General features: G+C 58.7%; 28 protein-coding genes and 1 pseudogene. 11 read left to right on the forward strand and 18 right to left on the reverse strand.

The features are described 5' to 3' along the window. Positions 1 to 42: 42 nt before the first annotated feature. A complete protein-coding gene (locus U5K34_RS04995) occupies positions 43 to 867 on the reverse strand; it encodes a CHAD domain-containing protein (RefSeq protein ID WP_322567372.1) in 825 nt (274 codons plus the stop codon). A gap of 113 nt (positions 868 to 980) precedes the next feature. Here U5K34_RS04995 and U5K34_RS05000 point away from each other — a divergent pair, with 113 nt between their 5' ends. From U5K34_RS05000 to U5K34_RS05010, 3 genes and pseudogenes are all read left to right on the forward strand, one after another. Further along, the gene (locus U5K34_RS05000) at positions 981 to 2,858 is read left to right on the forward strand and encodes a pyruvate kinase (protein ID WP_322567373.1); all 1,878 of its coding nucleotides are present in this window, start codon (positions 981 to 983) and stop codon (positions 2,856 to 2,858) included. A 271-nt stretch (positions 2,859 to 3,129) separates the two neighbouring features. Continuing rightward, positions 3,130 to 3,330: a bacterioferritin-associated ferredoxin gene (locus tag U5K34_RS05005; protein WP_322567374.1), complete on the forward strand. Its 201-nt coding sequence runs from the start codon at positions 3,130 to 3,132 to the stop codon at positions 3,328 to 3,330. 337 nt (positions 3,331 to 3,667) lie between these two features. Beyond that, positions 3,668 to 3,823 (forward strand): annotated as a pseudogene (locus U5K34_RS05010) (ferritin-like domain-containing protein); the annotation flags it as partial. A 48-nt stretch (positions 3,824 to 3,871) separates the two neighbouring features. Here the strand turns inward: U5K34_RS05010 and U5K34_RS05015 are convergent. From U5K34_RS05015 to U5K34_RS05040, 6 genes are all read right to left on the reverse strand, one after another. Continuing rightward, complete coding sequence (locus U5K34_RS05015) at positions 3,872 to 4,072, reverse strand: SlyX family protein (RefSeq protein WP_322567375.1); 201 nt, start codon at positions 4,070 to 4,072, stop codon at positions 3,872 to 3,874. 63 nt (positions 4,073 to 4,135) lie between these two features. After that, positions 4,136 to 5,203, reverse strand: a complete 1,068-nt coding sequence (locus U5K34_RS05020) for an ABC transporter ATP-binding protein (RefSeq protein ID WP_322567376.1) — start codon at positions 5,201 to 5,203, stop codon at positions 4,136 to 4,138. Further along, a complete protein-coding gene (locus U5K34_RS05025; RefSeq protein WP_322567377.1) occupies positions 5,203 to 6,723 on the reverse strand; it encodes an iron ABC transporter permease in 1,521 nt (506 codons plus the stop codon). Before U5K34_RS05025 ends, U5K34_RS05020 begins: the two co-directional genes overlap by 1 nt. Continuing rightward, the gene (locus U5K34_RS05030; RefSeq protein WP_416224049.1) at positions 6,720 to 7,757 is read right to left on the reverse strand and encodes an extracellular solute-binding protein; all 1,038 of its coding nucleotides are present in this window, start codon (positions 7,755 to 7,757) and stop codon (positions 6,720 to 6,722) included. The genes U5K34_RS05025 and U5K34_RS05030 overlap by 4 nt, the downstream gene beginning before the upstream one ends. A gap of 1 nt (position 7,758) precedes the next feature. Then, positions 7,759 to 8,550, reverse strand: a complete 792-nt coding sequence (locus U5K34_RS05035) for a hypothetical protein (protein ID WP_322567379.1) — start codon at positions 8,548 to 8,550, stop codon at positions 7,759 to 7,761. A 413-nt stretch (positions 8,551 to 8,963) separates the two neighbouring features. Continuing rightward, entirely contained in the window at positions 8,964 to 9,191 is a 228-nt protein-coding gene (locus U5K34_RS05040; RefSeq protein WP_322567380.1) for a DUF6316 family protein, read from the reverse strand. A 205-nt stretch (positions 9,192 to 9,396) separates the two neighbouring features. On the opposite strand from U5K34_RS05040, the gene U5K34_RS05045 reads away from it, so the two are divergent. From U5K34_RS05045 to U5K34_RS05065, 5 genes are all read left to right on the forward strand, one after another. After that, positions 9,397 to 9,774 (forward strand): DMT family protein, encoded by a 378-nt coding sequence (locus tag U5K34_RS05045; RefSeq protein ID WP_322567381.1) that lies wholly within the window; start codon positions 9,397 to 9,399, stop codon positions 9,772 to 9,774. A 37-nt stretch (positions 9,775 to 9,811) separates the two neighbouring features. Continuing rightward, positions 9,812 to 10,387: an RNA polymerase sigma factor gene (locus U5K34_RS05050; RefSeq protein ID WP_322567382.1), complete on the forward strand. Its 576-nt coding sequence runs from the start codon at positions 9,812 to 9,814 to the stop codon at positions 10,385 to 10,387. 11 nt (positions 10,388 to 10,398) lie between these two features. Next, a complete protein-coding gene (locus U5K34_RS05055; RefSeq protein WP_322567383.1) occupies positions 10,399 to 11,073 on the forward strand; it encodes an anti-sigma factor family protein in 675 nt (224 codons plus the stop codon). 24 nt (positions 11,074 to 11,097) lie between these two features. Beyond that, entirely contained in the window at positions 11,098 to 11,439 is a 342-nt protein-coding gene (locus U5K34_RS05060) for a hypothetical protein (RefSeq protein ID WP_322567384.1), read from the forward strand. A gap of 97 nt (positions 11,440 to 11,536) precedes the next feature. After that, positions 11,537 to 12,859 carry a tetratricopeptide repeat protein gene (locus U5K34_RS05065; RefSeq protein WP_322567385.1) on the forward strand — a complete coding sequence of 441 codons (1,323 nt, stop codon included), beginning with the start codon at positions 11,537 to 11,539 and terminating at the stop codon, positions 12,857 to 12,859. Here the strand turns inward: U5K34_RS05065 and U5K34_RS05070 are convergent. After that, entirely contained in the window at positions 12,856 to 13,524 is a 669-nt protein-coding gene (locus tag U5K34_RS05070) for a hypothetical protein (protein ID WP_322567386.1), read from the reverse strand. The two genes, U5K34_RS05065 and U5K34_RS05070, sit on opposite strands and share 4 nt — an antisense overlap. Before the next feature lie 153 nt (positions 13,525 to 13,677). On the opposite strand from U5K34_RS05070, the gene lexA reads away from it, so the two are divergent. Together lexA and U5K34_RS05080 are read left to right on the forward strand one after the other, a co-directional pair. Beyond that, positions 13,678 to 14,277 carry a transcriptional repressor LexA gene (lexA, locus tag U5K34_RS05075; protein ID WP_322567387.1) on the forward strand — a complete coding sequence of 200 codons (600 nt, stop codon included), beginning with the start codon at positions 13,678 to 13,680 and terminating at the stop codon, positions 14,275 to 14,277. 15 nt (positions 14,278 to 14,292) lie between these two features. Beyond that, a complete protein-coding gene (locus tag U5K34_RS05080) occupies positions 14,293 to 15,558 on the forward strand; it encodes a DNA polymerase IV (protein WP_322567388.1) in 1,266 nt (421 codons plus the stop codon). A 190-nt stretch (positions 15,559 to 15,748) separates the two neighbouring features. Here the strand turns inward: U5K34_RS05080 and U5K34_RS05085 are convergent, their stop codons facing one another. From U5K34_RS05085 to U5K34_RS05100, 4 genes are all read right to left on the reverse strand, one after another. Then, on the reverse strand, positions 15,749 to 16,249 hold the full coding sequence (locus U5K34_RS05085; protein WP_322567389.1) for a hypothetical protein: 501 nt from the start codon (positions 16,247 to 16,249) through the stop codon (positions 15,749 to 15,751). 62 nt (positions 16,250 to 16,311) lie between these two features. Then, on the reverse strand, positions 16,312 to 18,294 hold the full coding sequence (locus tag U5K34_RS05090) for a DUF3488 and transglutaminase-like domain-containing protein (RefSeq protein ID WP_322567390.1): 1,983 nt from the start codon (positions 18,292 to 18,294) through the stop codon (positions 16,312 to 16,314). Position 18,295: 1 nt separating this feature from the next. Then, a complete protein-coding gene (locus U5K34_RS05095) occupies positions 18,296 to 19,270 on the reverse strand; it encodes a DUF58 domain-containing protein (protein ID WP_322567391.1) in 975 nt (324 codons plus the stop codon). 7 nt (positions 19,271 to 19,277) lie between these two features. Further along, positions 19,278 to 20,213, reverse strand: coding sequence for an AAA family ATPase (locus tag U5K34_RS05100; protein ID WP_322567392.1), 936 nt, complete (start codon positions 20,211 to 20,213; stop codon positions 19,278 to 19,280). 95 nt (positions 20,214 to 20,308) lie between these two features. On the opposite strand from U5K34_RS05100, the gene U5K34_RS05105 reads away from it, so the two are divergent. After that, the gene (locus tag U5K34_RS05105) at positions 20,309 to 21,361 is read left to right on the forward strand and encodes an aminopeptidase (RefSeq protein ID WP_322567393.1); all 1,053 of its coding nucleotides are present in this window, start codon (positions 20,309 to 20,311) and stop codon (positions 21,359 to 21,361) included. Between the two features lie 556 nt (positions 21,362 to 21,917). Here U5K34_RS05105 and U5K34_RS05110 read toward each other — a convergent pair. The 6 genes from U5K34_RS05110 to U5K34_RS05135 form a co-directional block, all read right to left on the reverse strand. Then, positions 21,918 to 23,246: a 6-phosphofructokinase gene (locus tag U5K34_RS05110; RefSeq protein WP_322567394.1), complete on the reverse strand. Its 1,329-nt coding sequence runs from the start codon at positions 23,244 to 23,246 to the stop codon at positions 21,918 to 21,920. Positions 23,247 to 23,337: 91 nt separating this feature from the next. Next, the gene (locus tag U5K34_RS05115; RefSeq protein ID WP_322567395.1) at positions 23,338 to 23,541 is read right to left on the reverse strand and encodes a hypothetical protein; all 204 of its coding nucleotides are present in this window, start codon (positions 23,539 to 23,541) and stop codon (positions 23,338 to 23,340) included. 130 nt (positions 23,542 to 23,671) lie between these two features. Next, on the reverse strand, positions 23,672 to 24,310 hold the full coding sequence (locus U5K34_RS05120; protein WP_322567396.1) for a ubiquinone biosynthesis accessory factor UbiJ: 639 nt from the start codon (positions 24,308 to 24,310) through the stop codon (positions 23,672 to 23,674). Continuing rightward, positions 24,307 to 24,810, reverse strand: a complete 504-nt coding sequence (locus tag U5K34_RS05125) for an RDD family protein (protein ID WP_322567397.1) — start codon at positions 24,808 to 24,810, stop codon at positions 24,307 to 24,309. The genes U5K34_RS05120 and U5K34_RS05125 overlap by 4 nt, the downstream gene beginning before the upstream one ends. Further along, positions 24,807 to 25,550 carry a bifunctional demethylmenaquinone methyltransferase/2-methoxy-6-polyprenyl-1,4-benzoquinol methylase UbiE gene (gene ubiE, locus U5K34_RS05130; protein WP_322567398.1) on the reverse strand — a complete coding sequence of 248 codons (744 nt, stop codon included), beginning with the start codon at positions 25,548 to 25,550 and terminating at the stop codon, positions 24,807 to 24,809. Before ubiE ends, U5K34_RS05125 begins: the two co-directional genes overlap by 4 nt. Positions 25,551 to 25,682: 132 nt before the next feature. Further along, positions 25,683 to 26,066: a DUF971 domain-containing protein gene (locus U5K34_RS05135; protein WP_322567399.1), complete on the reverse strand. Its 384-nt coding sequence runs from the start codon at positions 26,064 to 26,066 to the stop codon at positions 25,683 to 25,685. Positions 26,067 to 26,092 lie beyond the last annotated feature (26 nt).

Consider the following 26,092-nt stretch of genomic DNA (forward strand, 5'->3'; position numbering starts at 1 on the left):
ACCGGGTGAACGCCTCACCGGAAGCGCGGACCGCCACTTGCATCAAGCCTTTTCGGCAACCCGGTTCTGCTGGCGGCACCATTTGCGGTGCAGTTTGCTCGACTGCGTCAGATATTGCTGCCGTTGAGCGTTGCTATACTTTTGTACTCGCTGCCAATCCGCCTGCTGGATTTTCTCGCTTGTTGCATCGTTGTTGCGTAATTCATCGAGCATGTTTTCCAGCACACAATAGTCGTGAATTTTGCCCAACCTGTTGCCGAGTTTTTTCAGCTTTTTTGTTGGCAAATCTATGTCAAATCCTGCCTCGGACAGAATCGTGAGCTGGTAAAACAGCGTTTTTACCCTTTTTCTGAGCTTGTGTAGCTGAACACAGCCCGCTGTAGCCAGCGCCTTGTGCCCTTTTTTACAAATCCTTCTTGCATTGGCCGACAGATATTCAGCCAATTTCTTTTTTGACAGTTCGATCGATGGCAACTCATCGATCGCCGTCACAACAATCTGTCCCGAGTCACGTAGCTGAGCCGGCTCTGGAACCGTTGTTTGATATGCCTGACCCAGAAGTTTCTGGATCAGAATAAAGCTTTCTCTATGGGAAACGTCCTCTTCTTCCTCCGCTTTGGCGCACAGAATCCCGCAGACAACATCATAATCCCGTTGGCCCGACAAACATTGACTCATTGATTTCAGGGTGTCGCCCATTTTCGTTACCGGAATGTCTGCATCGGATAAATCCCGGATCAGCCTTAACAGAGAACGCAGTTTTTTTATACATACTCGAAGCTGATGTATCTGTTTCTCATCATTCAGGTTGCCACCATCCAGCCATTCCCTTATTGGTTCAGCATTTATGGTGAGCAGATTTGTCATATCCACTTTCCGCATAGGTAATTATCACTCAATTTCCCGGGCTTTAAACGGTTAAACACGCACTGTCATAAAACCGCAATATCAGCTTCAAAATTCCCGGTTACAATTTTGTCATGCACCCATTATATCGTGAAGACCACTATAGCAAGCTTAAACACCTGCAGGACCAGATCCATCGTCTTGCTCGCCACGTAGTCCAGCACGGCGCCTATCGACTGGAGAACCAGCGCACCACGGCACCGCCGGAAACCGTCAATAAAAGTATCGTTAATCTGGCGCACTATCTGGCCCTGCGTGAAATCGATTTACGGCCGTTGCAGGAAGAACTGGCGGAAGCGGGGCTCTCCTCACTTGGGCGTGCCGAAGCTCATGTCTTTGCCAATCTGAGTAATATCATCAATATTCTCGGACAGATCCTTGGTGATCCACTACAACTCGATCCCGGATTGCCGTGGCCCGGTTTCAGGGAAGGTTTCGAGATACTCGACCAAAATTCGGACCAGGCATTGGGGGCTTCACCGGCCAATCGAACGACACGCATCATGGTGACCTTATCCAGTGACACGGCTCATGATTACAGCGCCATCTATGATCTGATTCGTCAAGGGATGAATATCGCCAGAATCAACTGTGCGCATGATGATCCGTTTACCTGGCGATCAATGATTAAACATGTTCGTCAGGCCAATCGGGAGATGCACTCATCGTGCCGGGTTCTGATGGACCTTGCCGGACACAAAATCCGTACCGGACAAATCAGGCCTGCAGCTGATTCGACCGTTTTCAGGCACAACAGAAAATCTTCTGCCAGCGGAAGAACGGAGTTCGCCATTTTGCCTGTCAGACTTGCAAATGAGCTAACCACCCGCGAACCCGATACTCATACACCTTTTATCGTGCCTGACGCGATTTTCAGTCAGCTCGCCGAAGATGATCGACTTTGTTTTGTCGACGCCAAAGGCAAACGGCGTCATGTGACTATAGCCACCATCACGCAGCCTGACTCCATGTTTGGTTATGTGCACAAAAATATTCGTCTTCTGGCGAACACGGTTATTGAATGGCAACGCCTGAGCGGCAGCGCCTATAAAACCCTGCAGTCATTTCACTATCCTCAAGTCAATAACCTGTCAGGCAACATTCGCTTGCGTGCTGGCGACATTTTGCATCTTCACAAACGGTCAGATCACGGCCACCCGGCTGAATATAGTGAAAATGGAGAATTGCTGGTTCCGGCCAGCATCGGCTGTACCGCCCCGGCAGTCATCGATATTCTCGAGCCGGGTGCGCCGGTCTGGTTCGATGACGGGAAAATCGGTGCCCAGGTTATCCAGAAATTCGATGACCACCTTGTCCTGCGTATCACCCGGGCCGGCCCGACAGGCGCCAAACTAAAGCCTGACAAGGGCCTCAACTTTCCCGACACGCGACTCAACCTGCCCGCATTGACCGCCAAAGACAGAGTGGACCTGGATTTTATCTGCCAGCATTCAGATATGGTTGGTTTTTCTTTTATCGAAACGGCTGATGATATGCATGAACTGATCGCCGAGTTGGCCGATCGCAATTCGAGCGACATGCCTGTCATTGCCAAGATTGAAACGACGAATGCCGTGAAAAATCTGCCTGATATTCTCTTTGCCAGTATGTTCAGTAATCACTCGTTCGCGGTCATGATCGCCCGTGGTGATCTGGCTGTAGAGCTTGGCAGCGTGCGTATGGCTGAAATACAGGAAGAAATACTCTGGCTGTGCGAGGCCGCGCATGTACCGGTCATCTGGGCAACTCAGGTCATGGAATCGATCGCCAAAACCGGGGTTCGCTCCCGTCCGGAGTTCACCGATGCCGCCATGAGTGTGCGGGCGGAATGCGTCATGCTGAACAAGGGTCCCTATATTCTCGATGCGCTGCGCTCATTGAGCGCGGTGCTGAAAGTCATGCAAAACCATCAACGCAAGAAGATTTCACGGCTTCGCGCCCTGCACTGGTAATCACACCGAAGGACCGCTCTGCTTTATTACCCTGCGCTGGTGACAGGGGTGGTGGGGGTGTTAACCCGCGACGACGATCGGGGCCGCCTCCGCTTGTTGCAACAGGGCCAGCCTGGGGCTGCCCCCGGTACCCGCCCACCGCTCGTCAGTCCCGCACACGATCGGCCTGGACATGTTCCCCTGCCGCCGATCCAGACAAAAAATAGTATTGACAATCATTCTCATTTAGATATAGTAGAAACCAAGATTAACCACCGGGCAGGAATACACAATGTATGTTTGTCTTTGCAAAGGCGTTACCGACACCCAGATCCGCGACGCCGTGATCGACGGCGCTGACAGCCTGCGCCATGTGCGCCAGCAACTTGGCGTGGCCAGCAACTGCGGCCGCTGTGCCCAGTGCGCCCGCGAGGTCATCCGGCAAACAAAGCAAGAGATCGCCAGTCTCGACGCCGCCTGTCAGGTCGCCTGATCGCTGCGGTTTACCGGGTTGCCACCCGCGACCCGGCTCGCACCTTTGCTCTACTTTCACACCCCCAACCGGGGCGACGCCACCCTCTGACCAGCCAGGTTCCGGCCAGTCTACAAGGCGAGAACGTCACCGAAATGCCAAAGGCGATCTCACCATCGAACAAGAAGCCGTGCCGCTGCTGCGCTAAATAGGCGTTCCGAATACCCGTCCATTTTACTGAGTCGCCTGGATCAAGGGGCAACGCGACGGATCCCGGTGTTGCCGGGGTTCAGGTGGAACCGCTTCGCTTGTTCCACCCTACAGCGGAGGGAGCGGGGTATTGGGAGCTTTTATTCAGGCGGTCGAATATTGCGAATCCAAACAGGATTACGTCAGCCGGTAACTGTTCGAATCGATCCTGGAAAGCGAGGAAGAGCACATCGACTGGCTGGAGACCCAGCTGGAGCTGATCGACAAGGTTGGCTTGCAGAATTACCTGCAATCACAGATGTGATCACCGGGGAGCGTGTCCGCGTCACGCCCTTTGACGGCCGCGAGCCGCTCAATAGTGCGGCGGATTCTCCTGCTCCTGCGGATTAACGGCGGAGAGGCGGATTTCCCGGAATCTTGCTTTCAGCTCGGCCATTTCCTGTTGTAACTGATCAAGCTCCCGGCGCTGCTCGGCAATAATCTCGCTGAGCCGGTTTAGCGTCTCGTCCTGAAAGGCGACCCGGGTTTCCAGCTGTTCGATGCGCTGTTCCATGCTGATGACTCTCTTTGCAGTGTCGGTAAGATGTTTGCGCGTCGGCACGTCTGTGGCAATCGCCTAGCCGACATTGGCAACACGCGGGGCTTCGCCGGGAAGCGACGTGAGTGTCCCGGATTGGTTTCGCTCGAAGACCGCCAGTGGATGCGTGGTAATCACCTCCAGCGCCACCCGATCGCCGGGCGCCAGATGGATCTCGTGGTTAACCCGCGCCTGCAGTACCGGCCCGTCATCCACCCGGGCGCCGTACAACCGGCTTCCGCCTTCGTAGCGCCCCCACTCAATAACACCGTTACCATTCGCCGACGGCATTAGCGACAGATCGTCCGGGCGTAACAACAGGTCCACCTCGCCGGAGGCGCCGCCCACCGGGGCCGCCGGCACCGCGCCCAGCCGGGTGTGGACCCGATCCTTTTCCAGTTGTCCGGGCAGGAAACTGGCCTCGCCCAGAAACCGCGCCACGAACCGGCTGGCCGGCCGGGTGAAACAGGCCTCGGGGGTATCGACCTGCTCCAGGTTACCCTGGTTGAGGATCCCGACCCGATCCCCGACTGACAGGGCCTCTTCCTGATCATGGGTCACCCAGATGGCCGGCACGCCCGCCTCTTTCAACACGCTGCGGATCTCCCAGCGCAGACTGTCCTTGAGCGCGGCATCCAGGTTGGACAGCGGCTCATCCAGCAATAGCAGCGCCGGTTCATGCGCCAGGGCGCGGGCCAGCGAGACCCGCTGTTTCTGTCCGCCGGACAGGTTACCGGGCATGGCATAACGCAGACCCTGCAGCCCCAGCAGTTCGAGCCAGTGATCGACGCTGGACGTGTCGCTCAGACGAAAGGCGATGTTCTGCTCGACGTTCAGATGCGGAAACAGCGCGAAATCCTGGAACACCATGCCCACATGGCGCTTCTCCGGCGGTACGTGGTGACGGGGTGTGATAACCCGGTTACCCAGGCGGATAGTGCCGTCGCACATGGGGACCAGCCCGGCCAGGGCATACAGCACAGTGGTCTTGCCACAACCGGTGGGTCCGACCAGCATCAGAATCTCGTGCTCGGCCAGGCTGACATCGAGGTGTTTAACAATCGGCGTGTCGCCATAGCGCACACACAGGTTCTCTACATTCAGCATCAGGATCGCTCGTCGTTTAACATGGTCAGCTCGGCACGCCGTTCGCCCGAGAGCATGAAGGCCAGCGCAATTCCGGAAATCAGTACCAGCAACAGGCCGGGAATCGCCGCCCGCCCGAAATAGCCGGCTTCGTACACCCGCCACAGATAGGTCGACAGGGTTTCAAAACCGGTGGGGCGTAACATCAGGGTCGCCGGCAACTCGCGCATGGCCTCCAGAAAGACCAGTGCGGCGCCGGCGACGATGCCACGCAGGGTCAGGGGTAGCGTAACACGGCGGAACGCTTCACGGTGGGTCGCGCCCAGACTACGGGCGGCATAGATCAGACTGTCGTCCATGCGCTCGGCGGTGGAACGCACCGAGCCCACTGCCAGCGGCATGAAACGCATGACATAAGCCAGCACCAGCAGGGCCAGCGTCTGATAGAGCAACGGCAACTGCAGGCCCACGTAAACCAGCGCCGTGCCCATGACGATGCCCGGCACGCCGAAGCCCAGATAGGTGATCCGCTCCATCAAGCGCCCGGCCCGCCCGGCAATGGCGGCGTAGGCCACCGGCACCGCCAGCACGACGGCCACCAGTGCGGCCAGTAGCGAACTGTAGGCCGAGTTCCAGGCATAGACCGGATCGAAGCCGCCGCTGCCCTCGCGGATCAGCCACTGGGCAAAGATGAACAGGGGCAGCCCGATAGCCAGGCCCGCCACGATCAACACCGCCACCGAGGCCCCGGCAATGTGCCAGCGACTGGGCCACAGCGACAGGGTGCGCCCGGGCTGTTCGCGCGATGTCCCCACGCGGGATTCCAGATAGAGCACCACGGCGACGATGACCAGCAACTGCAACGAGAGCATCGCCGCCTGAGCCAGACCAAAGGCGTTGTATTCGACGAAGATCACCCGGGTAAAGGTATCCAGGCGCATGATCGCCGGGGTGGCAAAATCCGACAGGGTGTACAGCGCCACCAGTAGTGCGCCGGCGGCGATGCCATTGCGCACCCGCGGCAGCACCACGCGCCACAGGCTCATGGCCAGGGACAACCCGAGAATCCGCGAGGCGTGGACCAGGCTGCCATCGAGGCTGCGCAACGAGGCCCGAGTTGTCAGCAACACAAAGGGAAAAGTGTAGAGCGTCATCACCAGCGTCGCCCCGGCCAGGCCATGCACGCTGGGCATCGGCAAGCCGATCAGATTTTCGATCTCGCCGCCGGGGCCAAAGGCGGCATAAAAGGTAAACGCGCCGATGTAACTGGGCATGGCCAGCGGTGCGGCCAGGGCGATCAGCCACAGGCGGCGAAACGGCAGCTCCACGTAGGCGGTCAGCAGGGCCAGCGGCACACCCAGCAATACCGAGCCGATCACCGTAAAGCCGGTTAACAGCAAGGTGTTGATCAAAATGCCCAGGGTGTGGCTGTCGAACCACTGCGCGGCATCGGCGCCCAGCACGATCAGCACCCCGATAGGCGCCAGCGCCGCCAGCGCGACCAACGCCGCCACCGGATAGGAACGGGGGAACCGGGTCATAGCACGCCGACGTCGCGCATCAGATCGAGTGTGGGGCGCAGATCGGCCAACCGGGTCAGATCGATGCCGGGCGGGTTAATGTCCCTGAGCGGTGGCAAGCCTTTGGGCATCGCCACCCCCTGCACCATCGGAATCTCGTAGGCTTCCTCGGCCAGATAGGACTGCACCTCGCGACTCAACAGATAACGAATAAAGTTACGTGGTGTTTCCCCTTCGCTCAGGGCCATAACCCCGGAGGCATTGAGCAGACAGCCGGCATCATCATGGGTGAAAGCCAGATCGACTTTAGCGTCCGGCTTGCCGGTTTTCAGCCGCAGGGTGTAATAGTGGTTGGCAAAACCGACATCCACCTCGCCGCGCTCGACCGCCAGCACCACGCCCAGCTCGCCGGCATAGCTGCGCGACTTCTTCTTCATCTTGCCCAGCCACGCGCGGGTGGCCTGTTCACCTTCAAGCAGGCGCATCGCAGTGATAAAGGACTGGAACGAGGCATAGGCCGGTGCCCAGCCGATTTTCAGATCGCTGTCCGCCAGTGCCATGATGTCATCGGGGATCTGCTCGGGCGCGATCCGTTCGGTGTTGTACGGCAGAGTCCGAATCCGACCGGTGACCGGCGACCAGTTTGGGTAACGAAAATCGGCTTTGAGCTGGTTGCGGATATCCTCTGGCAAGGGCCGGGCCAGACCGGCATCACCAACCAGACCCAGTGCGCCCGAATCCACTGCCCAGAACAGATCGGCCCGTTTAACGCCGGCCCTGGCCTCGGCCACCAGGGTATTGGCCAGTGCCGCAGTGGGCCCCCGACGGATCTGCAGATTCAGCTTCGGGTTGCGCTTTTTGATCGCCCCCAGCACGTCTTCATACAGGCCTCCCTCGCCGCGGCCCAGGTAGAGGGTGAGATCCCCTTCCAGGGCCGGCAGCGACTCCACCGACACGGCGCCGGCATCAGCAGCCAGCGTCCGGGTTATCCCCGGCGGCAACGCGCCGCTAGCGAGCAGCGCCGTCAGGCTTTGCAAAAAAGTCCGGCGCTGCATTTCAAAAGACATCCCGCTTGTTCTTTTCGGCCTCGCTCAGCAGTTGGCGAGCCCGATCCAGTTTTTGCTGCATGGCATCAACGATCTGCTTCACCACTTCCATCGAGCCGTCGGCATTGAGCTGCTGCGGCAACGTGACATTGAAGTCCTTCTCGAGATCTTCGACCAGCGCGGCATCCTGTTCGATCAAGGCGCCCTCAATGCCCTCGAAGCGGGTCTGGTAAGTTTCATACACCAGTTCCTTCGCCTCTTCATACTCTTTCTCGGCAAACTCGATCACCACTTCACTGAGGTTATGTTTGATCTCATCGATCGTTGCCACGGGCCCCATGGCCTTGCTCCCCCCGGACGTGGTGTGGCCTTCGACCTGCAGTTTGGCGGCCAGCTTGACCGCCCCCAGTGACTGCCAGAACGCCTGTTCCAGGATTGCCTGCTGCTGGCGCACCTCGGCCACCGGTTTTTCTTTCATGATCGCCTCCTGAACCCCGTACAACCCCTGCCAGATGTTGGCGTAAAGCGGCACATAATTGGTTTCGATGGCGGCGTGAAATTTCACCGCTTCCCAGTGATCCACCAGTTGGGTCGGCTCGGCGGCCGTGGCGCCCTGTTTTTCATAAGTGGCGACGATGCCATCCACCTTTTCGATCAACCAGTGAACCTCCTTGGTGTACTCATTAATGTGGGTCTTGAGATCCTTGACATGATCACCGATCTCGCCGCTGGCCCGGGCCGGACCACTCATAAGGGCAGTGGCAAAAGCCGCTACCAACAGCCATGGAAAACGCGTTGTCATAAAATGAAGCATGATCCCCTCTCAATTCGAAATCTACAGGAGTGATATTCTAAATGATACGTATTATCATTCAAGCTTTTTCGAAATCCCGCCCGAAAAATACCAGAATCGGGGACTGAACAAAGGAGAGCCCGTGCCGGGTTGGTCTGGCCTGGCCTGGCCTTCAAATCGGGAAACCTCTCGCAGCCGACGCGGATGGATACCTACCTCATCCGGCAATAGCTTGCACAATTCCGGCAACGCCGGACAAATATACTTGTTTAATAGGCAGGAAGAGCTGAAGCCCGGGCCGACGAAACCACACCGAACCGTTCAACGACATGGACCATGTTGATCCATCAGTATTTCCTCGATTTCAAAATACCGGGACGGCTCAGCCCGGCCATGGGCGTGACGAGCTGAGCCCTTGCGGCTCAGATCAATGAGCGCAACGAAAACCGCCGCCCGCCGGGGCGACGGTGTTTCTCTTCGGCCAGTTGTTCCACGATATAGGTCCGCAGCGCGGCATGCGCCGCTTCCTTGCTGGCAAACGGCCCCCGATCCGGACCCTTGCGCACCGCAAAAAACCATTCGCCATTCACCTCGTAAAATCGCTCCGAGCGGGCCGGCGCCTGTTCCTTTTCGTCGTCAAACCGGTACATGGTGATCACCGCCTTATGCCTTGTCAGGGTCGAAAAGCATAGCGGGGGCAATCTTTTTTGCCTGTCAGACCAGGCTGAAAATCGTGTAGGGCTTTTCTCTGATTCCTGTCAGAATTCGCCGACAGGCTGTCAGCCTTCTGGACAGATTCAATCCTGCCCGGTCCGAAGCAATCGCTTATTTCTCGCTTCAAGGAGTGTAAACGTTATGTCCCTGAATTTACCGCCCATCGGCATCACCGTCAGTCTGTTGCTGGCCAGCAACGTGTTTATGACCTTTGCCTGGTATGCTCATCTGCGCGATCTGACCCACAAGCCCTGGATCGTCGCGGCGCTGATCAGCTGGGGCATCGCCCTGTTCGAGTACCTGTTGCAGGTTCCGGCCAACCGCACGGGCTACACGGTGATGAACCTGGGCCAGCTGAAGGTTCTTCAGGAGGTGATCACCCTGTCGGTATTTGTTCCTTTTGCCTACTTTTATATGAAAGAGCCGCTGCGGCTGGATTTCCTGTGGGCCGGTCTCTGCCTGCTGGGAGCGGTCTATTTTATCTTCCGCCCCCATTTGCAGGGTATTTTACAAAGCTGAAGGGAACCTTTTGCCGCGCACGAACGTGTAACAGGGTATGGCCATAATCCCCCTGCTAGCCGGGCGCCGCGCCCGCCAGTTTGAGCAACAGCTGCGCCCGCACCTGCCGGCGCTGTATCGCTATGCGTTTCGACTGTGCGGCAATCGCGACGATGCCGAGGATCTGGTCCAGGAACTGCTGACCCGCCTGTTCGAGAAACAGCCCCCCCTCGTTCATCTGGATAACCCGCAGGCCTGGTTGCTGACCGTCCTCTATCGCCAGTACATCGATGCGCGGCGCAAATCGCAGCGCACGCCCACCGATCTGAACGACGCACACAGTGACGAGATTCTGGACAACCTGCACCAGCGCCGGGATACCCCCGATCACGCCCTGGAACAGACCCGCCTGCAACACGACTTGCAACAGGCCATCGATTCACTGAACGAGGAGCAGCGCCTGGTCGTGCTGCTGCACGATGTGGAGGGGTTCACCCTGCCACAGTTGCAGGCGGTGCTGGATATTCCCGGCGGCACGCTCAAGTCGCGCCTGCACCGCGCTCGCGCCCGCTTGCGTGAGATTTTTTCGTCCGAGCGGGAACCTTCCACGCCCGTCGAGCGTGTTAACGAGTAAGGAGCGAACCGATGACGATGACCCACTGCACCACTTTTCAACAGCAACTGGATGACTGGCTTGACGGCCAGGTGCCGCCCACCGTTCAGGACGCGCTGCAGGATCACCTGCAACAGTGTGATAGCTGCCGGCGGAAATACGCCACAGCCCGGGAGCTGCAACAGGCATTGCGCGATCTGCCCGTGGCGCCGCCCTCGTCCGACTTTGCCCGGCGCGTCATGCAACACGCCACCCGGCCGCGGCGCATCGCCACAAGCGGCTGGCTGAAAGGATCGATCGCGGCCGGCGCGCTGGTCACCGCCCTGTTCGCCGGTTATCTGGCCGGTAACCTCTCCGGCAGCGGCGAGACTGACGGGACGATCATGGTCACGCTGGCGCCACAACAAACCCGGACCGTGCAGCTGGCCTTTCACAGCCGGCAGGCGCTGGAGGATGTCCGCCTGACCCTGCAGTTACCCGAACACGTCGAGATCGACGGCTATCCCGGCCGCCGCGAGCTGAGCTGGCAGACCGATCTGGCCCAGGGCAGTAACCGCCTGCGGCTGCCGCTGATTCTGCGCAGTAATGACTGGCAGGGCGGTGAGCTGATCGCCCGCCTCGAACACGCCAATGGACAACGGGAATTTCGTATCCAGGCCCGGGTTAATTCGCCGGCCAACACAGTCACCCCGCAACAGACGCTGTAAACCCAACCCGACAGGAGCACGACCATGAAAACACTGAAACTTTCGCTTTTGACCCTGATGGCAGCTTTACTACTCCCGCTTGGCGCCCAGGCCCAGGAGGATGATCTTGAAGTCACCCTCGAGGCAGTCCCGGCCGACAGCTCCGCCGATGCGGCGGTCAATGATATTGTATTACCTCAAGATGCCGATGCCGAGGCGCATGAAAACGCCGCCTTCGGCATCGACACGGCCAACAAGGCGCGTCGTCTGCGCGAGGAGATGGGCGAAGACTTCGGCCAGGATGTCTCCGGCGCCGCCCGGGAACGGGCCGAGGAACGGACCCAAAATATCGAGATCCCAGGGGGGAACCCTGGAGGTCGTCCGTAACCACGCGCTAACAACAACCTCCCACGCAAGCCACGCCGGTTTTACCGGCGTGGCTTGTTGTGTTTAACCAATAACATAAAACATAAAGGTTTATCCTATGGCGTGTTACCGGTTTACCCACTATCTGGCGCCGCTGGCGATTCTTTTCCTTCTGTTCAGTGCTGTTACGCCGGCGTCCGGAGCCACCTCCGGCCAGGCGGAATTCGAGCAGGGTCTCGCGGCGTCCCGCAACGGCGACCATCAACAGGCGATCAAAGCCTATTTACAGGCGCAACGCGCCGGCTTCGATAAACCGGCCCTGCAGTACAACCTGGGTGTCAGTTACTTCCGCCTCGCAGACTATGCCAAAGCGGCGCAACAGTTCGAGCAACTGACCGGCGATCCGCAGTGGGCCGCGCTGGCGCATTACAACCTGGGGCTGGTGGCCCGGCGCCTGGACGATCCTGATCGGGCCGCCGATCATTTCGAGCAGGCCTATCGGCGCAGCGATAACGCCCGGCTGCGGGCGCTGGCCGCCAGCGCCCTGGATCGGCTGCCCGGCACGCGCGCCGATGCCGGCACCACCCTGTCCGCCACGGTGGCCGTCGGCTACGACAGTAACGTGGCGCTGGCGCCCGATGCCGAGACCGTCAACCTGACCGACAACAGCGATCTGTTCGTCGAGGCCGGGGCGGTAATCAATCACCGTCTCAGTGCCGACCGTAACCGCGCCCGCTATCTGTTCGGCGGCCTGCACCTGCGCCAGTACCTGGATGTCAGTGAATTCGATCAACAAAGCCTGCGCCTGGGCTTCAATCAGGAGCAGATCCTGCAGCGCTGGCAACTGGATCTGCGCGCCTATCTGGACAGCATCCATGTCGACTCGGACCGCTTTGAACAATCGCTGAATTTCGCCGCCCACGCCCGTCGGCCCCTCGGCGGCGGTCGCGATCTGCGCGTGCATTACCAGGCCGGCCTGATCGACGGCGGATCCCGTTATGCCTATCTCGACGGCTGGGAACAACGGCTCGGCATCGACAGCCTGTTGCCGACCGGCGCGGGCTGGTTACGTTTCGGCTATCAGCTTGAACTCAATGATCGGGACGATCTCGAACAAAATGGCGAGTTCTTCAGCTACTCACCGACCCGCCACAGCCTGTTCGCGCGCCTCACCCTTCCCGACGCCGGCCACTGGCGCTACACCCTGCGCGGCGAATACCGCTACAGCAATTACGATGACCCCTACCGGATCAGTAACGGCACCATCGAAGAAGTGAGCCGCGAGGATCATCGCTATCTGGCCGGCATCCGCGCGCAGCAACGCCTGGCCGACAAAACGGCATTGTTTGTCGACTATCGCTATATCGATAACGATTCCAATATCACGGCGTATGATTACGCCCGCCACCAGGTTATGGGCGGGATTGAGGCGCGGTATTAACCGCTTGTTATGGCCTTGTTGATGTCCGGGACGGCCTTGAGTCGGTATAACAGCAGGATACACACTGCATAAAACCCGATCGCGCTCCAGTCCGCGATCGTCCTGTCACGGACCGGCTCGATCAGCAACAGGATCCCCACAGCCAGGACATAAACCAGCACGAAACCGCCATGGATCGTTTTGTTCCGTCGTTGCCCCCGCGCGAGGACATACCAGATCAGTACCGCCAGGTGCCACAACGCCATGAAGGCAAACAAATAGAGCATCACGTTCGCGCCCAGGGTGACGTCGTTGGTACTGCTGCTATCCCCGGCGGAAGTGAGATGCCCGATCAACAGGATCGCATACAGCCAGGCGACCAGGGTGACCTGGGCCAGATCGCACAGGAACATCAGGATAATGCGCCACGGCCCGAGGCTGGCCAGCGTGGAGGCGTTATCCGGCACACAGAAATAGGCCGAATAGGCAATAAATTTGTAGGCCGTAAAGATGATCACCAGCAGGGTCAGTGCGATGCGTTTCCAGAACTCCGGGTTGTGCAGGGTGCCGGGGTAATCGGCCATGTACTGCACATACTCGACCGAGACCACCAATAACCCCAGCGCAATGACCGCCAGGATCAGGTCGCTGATTTTCTCGGAGAGCTTGCTGTAAAACGGATTCATTGTTGTTCTCTTTGTGGTGGCGCCGGCGACCTGTGCCGTGCGGTGATTATTTTACCGATTTTTCATGAACTTAGCTGGCTGAAAATTTTTTTGCCCGGCGGGCTTGATCGTTCTCTAAAAGTTCTCTACAGTTAGAGAACGTTAGGAGAACATATGCTTACTCAACTCGAACAGCGCATACTGGATTTCATTCGGGACTATATCGGTGACCATGAGCACGCACCGACCCTGAGCGAGATCGGCCAATCCCTGGAGATCAGCTCCAAGGGCACGGTCCACCGGTATGTGCAGTCGCTGATCGAGAAGGGCGAGCTGGAGCATGTTCAACGTGGATGGCGCGGCATTCGACTTGCCAGTCCCACTCCCACTCGATCCACAACCCTCCCGCTGGTGGGTCGGATTGCCGCAGGCCACCCTATCGAGGCCATTCCTGGCCAGGAAGAACTGAATCTCAGCGACATGTTTGTGGGGCGCGATCGCTACGCCCTGCAAGTGAAGGGCGACTCCATGATCGGGGTCGGCATTCTCGACGGCGATCTGGTGATCATCGAACCCCGGGATCGCGCCGAATACGGCGATATCGTGGTCGCCCTGATCGACGAAGAAGAAGCCACGCTCAAACGTTACAAACGCTATGCCGACGGCCGCGTGGAACTGAGCCCGGAGAACCCGGATCTGCAGCCCATGGTCTTCGATCCGCGCCGGGTCCGTATCCAGGGCATCCTGGTCGGCCAGCTGCGCACTTATCAATAAGCGTTCCGGTGGATCATGCCGGATCGATCCCCTTTCCCCTCCGCCAGCACGCCCGCCTTCAAAGCCTGGCCGCGCGCCATTTTGCTGGTGGACATGAACGCCTTCTTCGCCTCGGTGGAGCAACTGGACCGCCCCGAATTGCGCGATCGGCCGGTGGCCATTACCAATGGCCAGCAAGGCACCTGCATCATCACCTGCTCCTATGAGGCCCGTCATCACGGCGTGAAGACCGGCATGCGCCTGAAAGAGGCGCGCCAGTTATGCACCGATCTGATCCAGGTACCCTCACGCCCCTATCGCTATGCCGCCGTCTCCACCGCGATAATGAGCGCGCTGCAGGAGACGATCAGTCCTGACATGGAAATCTTTTCGGTGGACGAGGCCTTTCTCGATATTACTCGCTGTCAAAACCTGCTGGGCCATCCGGCCGATATCGCGCAACGCGCCAAACAGGTGGTGTTCGAGGCCTCCAGCCTGCGCTGTTCGGTCGGCGTCAGCGGTGACAAGACCACGGCCAAGTATGCCGCCAAGCTCAACAAACCCGACGGGCTGACGGTGATCCCGCCGGACGAGGCAAAACAACGACTGGCCGATGTGCCGGTCACCGAACTGTGCGGCATCAATCGCGGCATCGGCGAGTTTCTGGCCGCGCGCGGCGTGCACGTCTGCGGTGACATGGCGAAACTGCCCATCGGGGTGCTGGCGCAGCGTTTCGGCAATCCCGGCCGGCGTATCTGGTACATGGCGCGGGGCGAGGATCCTGATCCGGTGCATATCAATGTGGCCCCGCCCAAAACCATCGGCCACGGCAAGGTGATCCCGCCCGATACCCGGGGCCGGGAAACCTTGCTCACCTTTTTACTGCACATGAGCGAGAAAGTCGGCGAACGGCTGCGGCGTCACAACATGCAGGCCCGGGCGTTTTTTATCGGGCTGCGCTGCCGCCAGGGCTGGCTGGGTGAGCGATGCCAGTCGCGCCTGCCGACGGATGATGGCCGAATTATCTACCAGCTTTGTCAGCAGGTGCTGCGCCATGTCTGGCGGGGCGAAGGGATTCATCAGGTGCAGGTCACGGCGCTCGATCCGCACAGCGGCCATCAACAACTGCAACTGTTCGAACCCGCGCCCATCCAGCAACGCGCCAGTAATGAAGTGATGGATGCGATCAATCAGCGCTATGGCGAGTTTACCCTGGCCCCGGCCCGGCTACTGGGCCGCTCCGAGATGCCCAACGTGATCTCGCCGGCCTGGCGGCCGTTCGGGCACCGCAAGACAATCTGAATCCATCGCCCGAGGCACGCTACCCGTGCGAGGCAGCTCGCGCCTTGCAGGATGTCTAAATAAGCGTTCCGAATACCCGATCATTTTACTGAGTCGCCTGGTTCAAGGCGCAACGCGACGGATCCCGGTTTGCCGGGGTTCAGGTGGTGATCGGGTATTGGGATCTTTATATTTAGCACGGGCTTCTGGATCACTGGTCTGCAGCGGGCGTTGAATGCCTTGCCTTTAATTCCTCCACATGGGCGATCAGGCTGTCCACCGTGACCCTTAATAAATCCAGTTCTTCAATCTCGAGCTCATCGAGCTGCTCCAGGTTGTATTCGATGGTATCGATGATTTTCTTGTGCGGGCGCTGCATGGGGCGCATGAAATAGGTGGTTACCGTTGCCACAATCGTACCGAAAAACAGGATGGATCCGATGACAATCCAGACACCGCCGATCAGCTGCGCCGCCCCGGATGTCGGGGTGTCGGCAATACCGGCGGTCGAAAAAGCCGCCACGCCCCAGTAAAGGGCATCGCCATAACTTGTGATCGTGGCCAGGGCAACATCCCGTTCTGCCAGATAAATCCCAAAAGAGAAGCTCAACCACAGTATCACCAACAGCAAGACCATTCTGGTCACGGGAGTATGTGTGTACACATCATTAACGAAACGTTTGAACCGTTTATGCGACAGCCGTTTTTTCATCGTGGTTTACCTTGTTAACACGTAACCGAGATGACACCGCGGGTTTGCGTGGCAGGGATCTTTTAATCGGGACGAAACTGCCGCACTGCCCGCGCGAACCATTTGAGATACCGACGTTGCGTCTGCGTATCGAGATCAGCATAGCGCAAGAGCAAATAAGTTTGTGTGATTTGCCCGATCCGTTCGCTCTTTGTCGGCTGTTGTTGCACGGCACGTTCGCCGAAGGCACCGGGGGTTTCGGCCGGTGACTTGTTGATGCCCCGTCGTGCCAGTTTGCGCAGAAACCGGTGGTAGATCCGGTTAACGTGCTTATGAGTCTTTGCGCCCGATCGGAATACCAGCGCCGCGATGATCAGCAGGGCCAGTGACAATATCACCATCAACAGGAACACGAGTTTGCCCCAGTTGATATCCTCCATGCCCAGCGCCCGCAGCAGCGCATTCTGTCGACTCTGGTTATAGCCCACCACCCACTGCTGCCAGCGGTTATTGACCGCGTCCCAGGCATAACCGGCCCGGCGCAGGGAACGCAGCCACCAGGGACGTTCGGCGTCCAGCCGGCTGCGCACGGCCGGCTCTCTTTGCGCCAGATCGGCGCTCATCTCGATCCGCGATGGCGGTATCACGCCGGTGGGATCGACCCGGACCCAGCCACGCCCCTGCAACCACACTTCACTCCAGGCATGGGCATCCGACTGGCGCACGATCATGTAATCGGCCAGCGGATTCATTTCGCCCCCGTAATACCCGGTCACCACCCGGGCCGGAATGCCGGCCTGGCGCATCATGACGGTAAAGGCCGAGGCATAATGCTCGCAGAAACCGCGCCGGGTCTCGAAGACAAACTCGTCAACCGGATCGTCGAACAGCAGTGGCGGCTCCCGGGTATAATAAAACGGTTGTTCGCTGAAATAATCGAGGACGCGCTGGACCAGTTGCGACGATGATGTCGTTTCTGCGGCCAACGCCTTGACCAGTTCCCGGGTGCGAGGTGACGTGCCCGGTGGCAGGGCAAGATAACGTTCCCGCTCCAGCAGAATATCGGGATCGAGCCGGTAATCCGTATAGGAGCGCACTTCATAACGAAATACCTCGCTCACACGCCGGCGTGACAGCAGCTGATATTCACTGTTGAGCTGTGCCTGCTCGGGAAGCGTGGCCGGCATCTCCAGGGCAAACAACCATTGGCGGTTATGCGGCTCCAGGGTGACCTGGTAGTCCAGCGCCGGACCATTGAAATCAAGATCGAATTGTTGTGGCAGACGAACCCGGTGCGGCTCTGTTTGCCATTTTCGGCCATCGTATTGCCACAGGATCGGCCCCCGCCAGTAGCGTTGTGCCGGCGCCGGCCGATTCCCTTCGAACTGAACACGAAAGGCGACCTCATTGGAATCGACCAGGCGACTGATGCGCCCCGGTTCCATTTCATCGCTCAGGCCGGTGCGCGAGGCAGCGGCATCTTCCGGCAAACCCCACAGGGGCCCGGGAATACGCGGAAACAGGAGGAACAGGATCAAGGCCACCGGTAACGCCTGCAGCACAAGGCGAACAGCGTGACGCAAATCACCCAGCAACGGCTCCCGGGCCAACGGCCGGGTCGGCTGCTGAAAACTGATCAGGCTGGCAATCAACAATGCCACGACCACCAGCGTATAGGCCCCCATCAGCAAGGACTGGCTGAACAAAAAGGCCGTCACCATGACAAAAAAGCCGAGAAACACGACAACCGTGACATCCCGCCAGCTGCGCATTTCAAACAGCTTGAGAACCAGCATCAACACCAGCAACGCGGTTCCCGCTTCGCGCCCCACCAGCGTACGGTAAGTGACCAGCAGCACCGCAATCGCAAGCAGGACCAGCAGGATGCGCATAAACCGGTTCGGCAACGGCACCCGGCCGGCATCGTGCAACAAGCGCCAGGCAATCACGCTCAACGTGGCGATCGACAACCAGAGGGGCAGATGCGGCACATGCGGCAATACCACCAGCGTGATGCCGGCCAACAACAAGGCATTGGGCAACGGTAATCGATTTGGCCGCGCCATCTCAGCCTCCGAACAGGGCGAGTGCCTGCAGGCACTGTTGTTGATGGGCGTGACCCCGACCCGGTTCGATGATCTGATCCGGTAACCACAGTCCGAATTCGAGTCCCTGTTGCCCGGCCTCGATCACCCAGCGGCACAATTGCGACAGGCGGGCTTCGGTCTCCCTGCCCTCGAGCATGCGCCAGTCGAGCCATAACCGTTCACTGCGATCGCCACCGAATTGCTTGGTTAACAGTCCCTGCTCACGGGCCAGCGCTTTCCAGTGAACGTGCTTGAGCGAATCCCCGCTGCGATACCCGCGCAGGCCGGCAAAGTCATCACTGCCAATACCCTGATCGCCGACCAGGCTGGCCATATAGCGGGAGGTTTGCGGCAGGCGCGCCTCGCTCGCGGGTTCGGGATAGACCAGATAGTGCGAGTCCGGCACCACGTGACTCCAGGCCCGGAACAGGCCCAGGGGAAAGGTACTGGCCAGCGAGAAACGGCCGACCGGTTGCCAGCCCCGTTCCCCGGCGGGCCTGCGCAAGGAGACCACGCACTGACCGCACGCCGGAATGGCACAGCGGTTCGGCTCCTGATCGGCAAACGCCAGTGCAATCTGTTCGCGCCTTTCAGTACCCGGGTTGTGCAGTGCCACCGGGACGGTCACCTCGCCGCCGGCAAACGCCGGCTCGATGTTGGCCAGGCGCACCTCGAGGCGCAGCAGATTACGATAAGTGTGCAAAATACCCACGATCGCGATACTGCCCAGCAGGAACGTCAGAAAATAACCCAGGCTGTTGTTATAGTTGATCGCGCCGAGCAGGATGATCACCAGCGTCACGGCGAAAAACAGCCCCTGGCGGGTCGGCAGAATATAGACATTGCGCCGATCGAGCACCCAGGGGGCCGCGCTGGGTGCATCGCCCTTGAAAAAACGCGCCAGATTAAAACGCTGCAGGAAACTCGGGCGTGGTGCGCGACGGGCCAGGCTCATGCGCGGCTCAGGGGATGGGCACGTCCAGCAACTGCTGCACCAGTCGCTCGACCGCCTGGCCGCTCTCGCCGGTCACCGGCCGCAACCGATGCGTGACCACGCCGGGCAATACCGCCTGCAGATCGTCGGGCAGGACGTGATCCCGTTCCTCCAGCAGCGCCCAGGCGCGGGCCGCCCGCAACAGTGCCAGACCGGCACGCGGGGAAAGACCGACGGCGATCTCCGGATGTTCCCGGCTGAGAGTAATCATCGCCTGCAAATAATCGAGCAAATCTTCGCTGACGTGCACCCGGGTCACCGCCTGTTGATAGGCGAGCAGATCCTCCGGACTCAGCACCGGCTGCAGGTGTTCCAGCAAATCCCGGCGATCTTCGCCGCCGAGCAGGGCTCGTTCGGCCGACGCATCGGGATAACCCAGTGCCAGGCGTATTAAAAACCGATCCAGCTGGGACTCGGGCAGGGCGAAGGTACCGATCTGATAGGTTGGATTTTGCGTGGCGATCACGAAAAAGGGTTCGGGCAGGGCCCGGGTCTCCCCTTCGATGGTGACCTGTCGTTCTTCCATCGCTTCCAGCAGGGCGCTCTGGGTCTTGGGTGTGGCGCGATTGACCTCGTCGGCCAGGATCAACTGGGCGAAGATCGGCCCGGGATGAAATTTAAACTGCCCCGTGCCCTGCTCATACACCGACACACCGAGAATATCGGCCGGTAACAGATCGCTGGTGAACTGGATGCGGTGGTATTGCAGTCCCATCACCGCGGCAATGGCATGCGCCAGTGTGGTTTTGCCCACCCCGGGTTGATCCTCGATCAACAGATGCCCACGGGCCAGCAGACAGGTCACCGCCAGGCGAATCGCCCGCGGTTTGCCGACGATGATCTCACCAAGACGGGAAATAGCCTGATGCAGGGGGCGAATATCGGGTTTGACGGGGCTGTCCATAATCACTCGACGAAAAGCTGTGGAAAATCTGACACGCTATTATATAGTAGGTTCACCTGATGTATCGGCACCACACGCACACAGTTTACCGAATTATGATGTTCCACATATGTAAAACCCTGTTGCTGTGCGTGATCCTCACCACGCTTTCGGGCTGCAGTTCCTTCTCCTACTACCTGGGCGCGGTTAACGGCCATGCCGGGATCCTTAACCAGCAGCGGCCGGTCAGTGAAGTTATCGCCGATCCCACCACCCGTGCCGAACTTCGATCTGCCTTGCTTGATATCCAGCGCGCCCGTCAGTTTGCGGTCGAGGCATTACAGCTGCCCGATAATGACAGCTATCGCTATTACGCGGATATCGAGCGCGAGTATGCCGTATGGAATGTGATCGCCACACCCGAATTGTCGGTCGAGCCTCGCCGGTGGTGTTTTCTGTTTGCCGGCTGTCTCAACTACCGCGGTTATTTCAGCGAGCGGCAGGCCAACGACTATGCCGCCGGTCTGGAACAGGCCGGTTATGATACCTACGTGGCCGGGGCGCGTGCCTATTCCACCCTGGGCTGGTTCGACGATCCGCTGCTCAACACCATGCTGTTACGTGATGAGGCCCGGCGGATCGGCATTGTGTTTCATGAACTGGCGCATCAAAAACTCTATCTTGCCGATGACCCGGCTTTTAACGAAAGTTTTGCCGTGTTCATCGAACAGGAGGGTGTCAAACGCTGGTTTGTTGCACAGGAGCGCCCACAGGCTTATGCCCGTTATCGCCAGACCCTCGAACGCCGCCGTCAGTTTCATGCCCTGTTACTGGCCACCCGCCAGCGGCTGAAACCACTGTATGCAAGCGATCTGAATGACGCCGACAAGCGAGCCAAAAAGCAGCAGTATTTCGCGCAGCTCAAACGGGATTATCAAACCCTGAAACAGCAGTGGGGAGGTTATGAAGCTTATGATAACTGGATGCAACAACCACTCAATAATGCCCACCTGGCCCTGGTCGCCACCTATCGCGAACAGGTTGCCGGATTCGCACAGCTGCTGGACTCACTGGATGGCGATCTGACGGCTTTCTATACGGCCGTCGAACGGCTCGCCAGGCTCTCCCCCGAACAACGAAAAAGGGCGTTGATAAACGACACGGACTAACGAAACATTGGCACACTCCTGATGGCCCTCAACACAGCTATAACGCCCACCTCTCATCAAGCCCCCCCGCAAAGCGGGTAGTATGATGAATCCTTCGGAGGGACTATGTCAGAGATAGGCTACGTTCCATGCACCGTTATCCGGGTATCGACAGATGGCATGCAGGGCACACTCTGCCCGGCCATAATACTCTCGCAGAAACGCAGCGCGCGCGGAGAATCAACGATAGCAGTCTCTCTGCGCCGTGGCGTCTCTGCGAGAGACAAGCTTATTCCTTCTACTACATACCTGGCCCAAACAGGTATAACCCCCGAAACACCGAACACACCGACCTAAACTGAAAAAACAGGGGATTGAATCGTTAGTGGATTCGGTATGCTCAGAGAAAACGGTGCGTAGAACGCACCCTACCTGACTTCTCAGCACTCAGCGCTTTTTTACGTCAGTTTATCCGAGCTGCTGATCAAATCTTTCAACGGCTGATCATTAAAATAAAACGGGGCGGTAAAAACCGCCCCAACTGCTTACTGCTTTATGGTTATTTTTGTTAACCGGGTTATACGGTGAACTTCTTCAGTTTTTTCGCGACAGCCACATTCTTGAGCCGGACGTATTTGGGCAGGCCGTCCTTGTAGGGCGGGTAGTCCTCGCCCTTGATTAACGGCAGCATGTAGTCACGGCATTTTTTGGTAATGCCGAAACCGTCACTGGTGATGAAATTGTTCGGCATCATCTTCTCGACATTGGCCACCTTGGACAACGGCGCTATACCGACTTTCCATTTGAACGGTTTGTTGGAGATGCGATCCACCGTGGGCATCACCGCATTGTGTCCCTTGATGGCGAGTTGCACGGCGGCCTTGCCCATAGCATAGGCCATGTCAACGTCGGTCTTGGAAGCGATATGGCGCGCGGACCGTTGCAGGTAATCGGCCACGGCCCAGTGGTTCTTGTAACCCAGTTCACTGCCCACCATCTCGGCAATGACCGTGGCGGCACCGCCCAGCTGGGCGTGGCCGAAGGCGTCCTTGCGATCGGATTCGGCCAGGAAACGACCGTCGGGCCAGTGCACCCCTTCGGAGACCACCACCGAGCAATAGCCGTGTTTCTTGACCAGCTGATCCACCCGGGCCAGGAATTTTTTCTGATCGAATTTTACTTCCGGGAACAGAATGACGATTGGGATCGGCGTATCTTCGGAAGAAGCCAGGCCCCCGGCGGCGGCGATCCAGCCGGCATGGCGACCCATCACCTCTATTACGAACACCTTGGTGGAGGTCTTGGCCATGGACTGCACGTCAAAGCTGGCTTCACGGGTGGAGACGGCAATGTACTTGGCCACCGAACCGAACCCGGGACAGTTGTCGGTGATCGGCAGGTCGTTATCCACGGTCTTGGGTACATGGATGGCCTGCACCGGGTAACCCATTTTTTCCGACAACATGGACACCTTGTGACAGGTATCCGCCGAATCGCCGCCCCCGTTATAGAAGAAATAACCGATGTTGTGCGCTTCGAACACTTCGATCAGTCGTTCATATTCGCGGCGGTTGGCTTCCAGGCTCTTGAGCTTGTAACGGCAGGATCCAAAGGCACCGGACGGCGTATGCCGCAGGGCCTTGATGGCTGCGGCGGATTCCTTGCTGGTATCGATCAGGTCCTCGCTCAGTGCGCCAATGATGCCGTTGCGCCCGGCATAGACTTTGCCGATTTTGTTCTTGTTGTTGCGCGCGGTTTCGATCACGCCCGCCGCACTGGCATTGATCACGGCGGTCACCCCGCCGGACTGGGCGTAAAAGGCGTTTTTGGGCGCCTCTTTTTTCACCCGGCGCACCGCGGTCTTTTTCCTGGCGACTTTCTTTTTGGCTTTTTTCTTGGTAGCCATGTTCGTTCCCCTCTATTAACTGAATATGGTGGTACGGTTTTTTATCCTGATCAAAACAACAATGCCTGCACGGGGCAGGCATTGTGGAAAATTACTGGTCGGATCCGTTGAGCTTGTTGCATTGCCGATCAAAATCGGCCGCCATGAAATGGACGCCGTGATGCTCCCGCAGGGCGGCCGCCCATTGTGTCAGTTCCCGCGCCTGCGCACTGAAGCGGTCGTCGGCAACACGTGCCTGCAGAGCGACCTCGCGGGCCTTGCTCCGCTCGCCGGCGAAATTCGGGATCTGACTCATGGTTCCTGCTCCTTCAAAGCAGTGTGAAAGGCAAAGCATACCTCAATGCATTAAAAAATGCATCGCGCCCTATTCTGCGAAGCTCTCCCTCTGGTGCAAATTAACTTTTATATAGCCGGCAAAGCGGGATTTATGAAGTCTGTTTGTCTGACGGCAAATGCTGTTGCAGCAGCATAACACGCTGCTGCAGACGCTCGCCGTCGTCGCGCAACCGATCAACCTCCCGAACAAACTCCGCGACCGCGTCCCGGGTCGCCAGTTGCCGGCTTTCCTGTTGCAGGAATTCCGCCAGGTTACGCCCCAGCACGCGCCGTGCCTGCGCTCCCCAGCCCTGCAAACCGCGAAACAGATCGCCCAGCTGGTGAGCGACCACATCGCCCGTGTAACGGCTCAACTGTTCTTCCCAGTCAATCTCGAGATGATCCAGCAGGCGCTTGAAGGCCTGACCGGTTTCCACGTCGCCGCGTATGGTCACATCCCCGGCGAACAGGACCCGTCGCGCATCCCCGAAGCTCAGTTCGGCCAGGGCCAGCGGCGTCCCGCTGATCACCGTATCCGCCTGCCCGGCGTCACCGCTCATGACCTGGATGCCATCCTGCCCCGGCAACAGCAACAGGGTCAGGCCGGTGCCGTGCAACTCCAGCGCGATGCGCCGGCCTTCAAAACGAGCCAGTTGCTCAAAGGTCACCGGGTCCAGGCGCAACGCCCGGTTCAGGCTGGCCTCCAGGGCCGCCTCCAGCAACACGAGTGTCTCACCCGCCAGACTCACAGGCCCAGACGCTCCCGCCATTGCGCGACATTGATGTCGCTGTCATCGTCGATTACCTGGATCACCACGCTGCCGGCGAGCTTGTCGTGCAGGGCCTGCTTGCGTTTGTCGATGGCGGCCCAGACAAAACCGAGATAAAAGGGCAGCGCGGAGAGGATATAGCCCAGCGCGCGGATGACGGCCTGGCGCAGGCTCAAGGGTTGATGGGTGCGCGCGTCCACCACCCGGCAATCGAGCAGCAGTTTCCCGGGGGTCGCCTGCCAGCGCCGCCAGCAAACGATCACCAGCACAAATGGCGCAACATACGTGATGAGCAGATCGGTCATGCCATAACTGGCCAGCTGACTGCTGTCACCCAGCCACCAGTTCAGATAACCGGGCCCGTAGATCCCGACCAGCAACGGGAGAATCAGCGCCGTGTAAAGCAGGCTGTCGAGCAGTAACGCCAGAGCGCGGCGCCAGAAGCCGGCATACTGGATTCTGGCAACCGCCGCGGTCATAACTTGTAACCGCGATGCAGGGCGACAATGCCGCCGCTGAGATTGTAATACTCACAGCGCTCGAAGCCGGCCTCTTCCATCATCCCCTTGAGTGTCTCCTGATCCGGGTGCTTGCGAATCGACTCGGCCAGATAACGGTAACTGTCGGGATCGTTGGCGAACAGTTTGCCCAGCAGGGGCAATACCTTGAAGGAATAGACGTCGTAAACCGGGTTGAGCGGTTTGATGACCGGTTTGGAAAATTCTAGTACCAGCAACGGTTTGCCCGGTTTGAGCACACGCAACATGGAGCGCAGCGCGGCGTCCTTGTCGGTCACATTGCGCAGGCCAAAGGCGATGGTAATAGCATCAAAATGATTATCCGGAAACGGCAGGCACTCGGCGTTGGCCTGCACATATTGCAGATTACCGACGATACCGTCGTTGATAAGCCGATCCCGACCCATGCGCAGCATGGATTCATTAATGTCGGCCAGTGTCACGGCGCCGTCGGAGCCCACCATGCGGGAAAACTTTTCCGCCAGATCGCCGGTCCCCCCGGCCAGATCCAGCACATGGTCACCCTGGCGAACACCGCTCATATCCAGCGTATACCGCTTCCAGAGCCGATGCACGCCCATCGACATCAGATCGTTCATCAAATCGTACTTGCCGGCCACCGAATGAAACACCCCCGCGACCTTGCGCACCTTCTCCTCGTACGGGACTTCCTCATAACCGAAATGGGTGGTCTTTTTCATGGCGCTCGCCGTTGTCAGGTGAAGTTACCGAGTTTTATTTTTTTACCACCAAGACACAAAGAAAAATTTTTATTACTTCGTGCCTTGGTGTCTTGGTGGTGAGTAATTTTCCTCGTCCCTCGTAACTCGTCCCTAGGCCCTGTTTTTAAGGTGTTCGGGTTCGGGCCGTTCCTTGCCGGCTTCTTTGAGCCGGTCCAGGTATTGCTGCCACAGCTCATCGTAGTTCTGGCCCAGGTTGTAGAGCGTGTCCCAGGAATAGATACCGGTATCGTGATTGTCGTCGAAGTAGAGCTGGATGGCATAGTGGCCGACCTGCTCGATACGTTCGATGTTGACGTCCTGCTTGCCGATTTGCAGCTTTTCCTGGCCCGGGCCGTGGCCCTGCACTTCCGCCGACGGGGAATAAACCCGCAGGTATTCGGTCGGCAGTTCGAAACGGCTGCCGTCGTCAAAGGCGATTTCCAGAATATGGGAGGCCTGGTGCAGATTGATTTCAGTCGGTTTCACATTGTTCATGTTTGGATTACCTCATAATTCGGTGC

It is taken from the genome of Thiohalophilus sp., assembly GCF_034521165.1.
Classification (GTDB): Bacteria; Pseudomonadota; Gammaproteobacteria; order UBA6429; family Thiohalophilaceae; genus Thiohalophilus.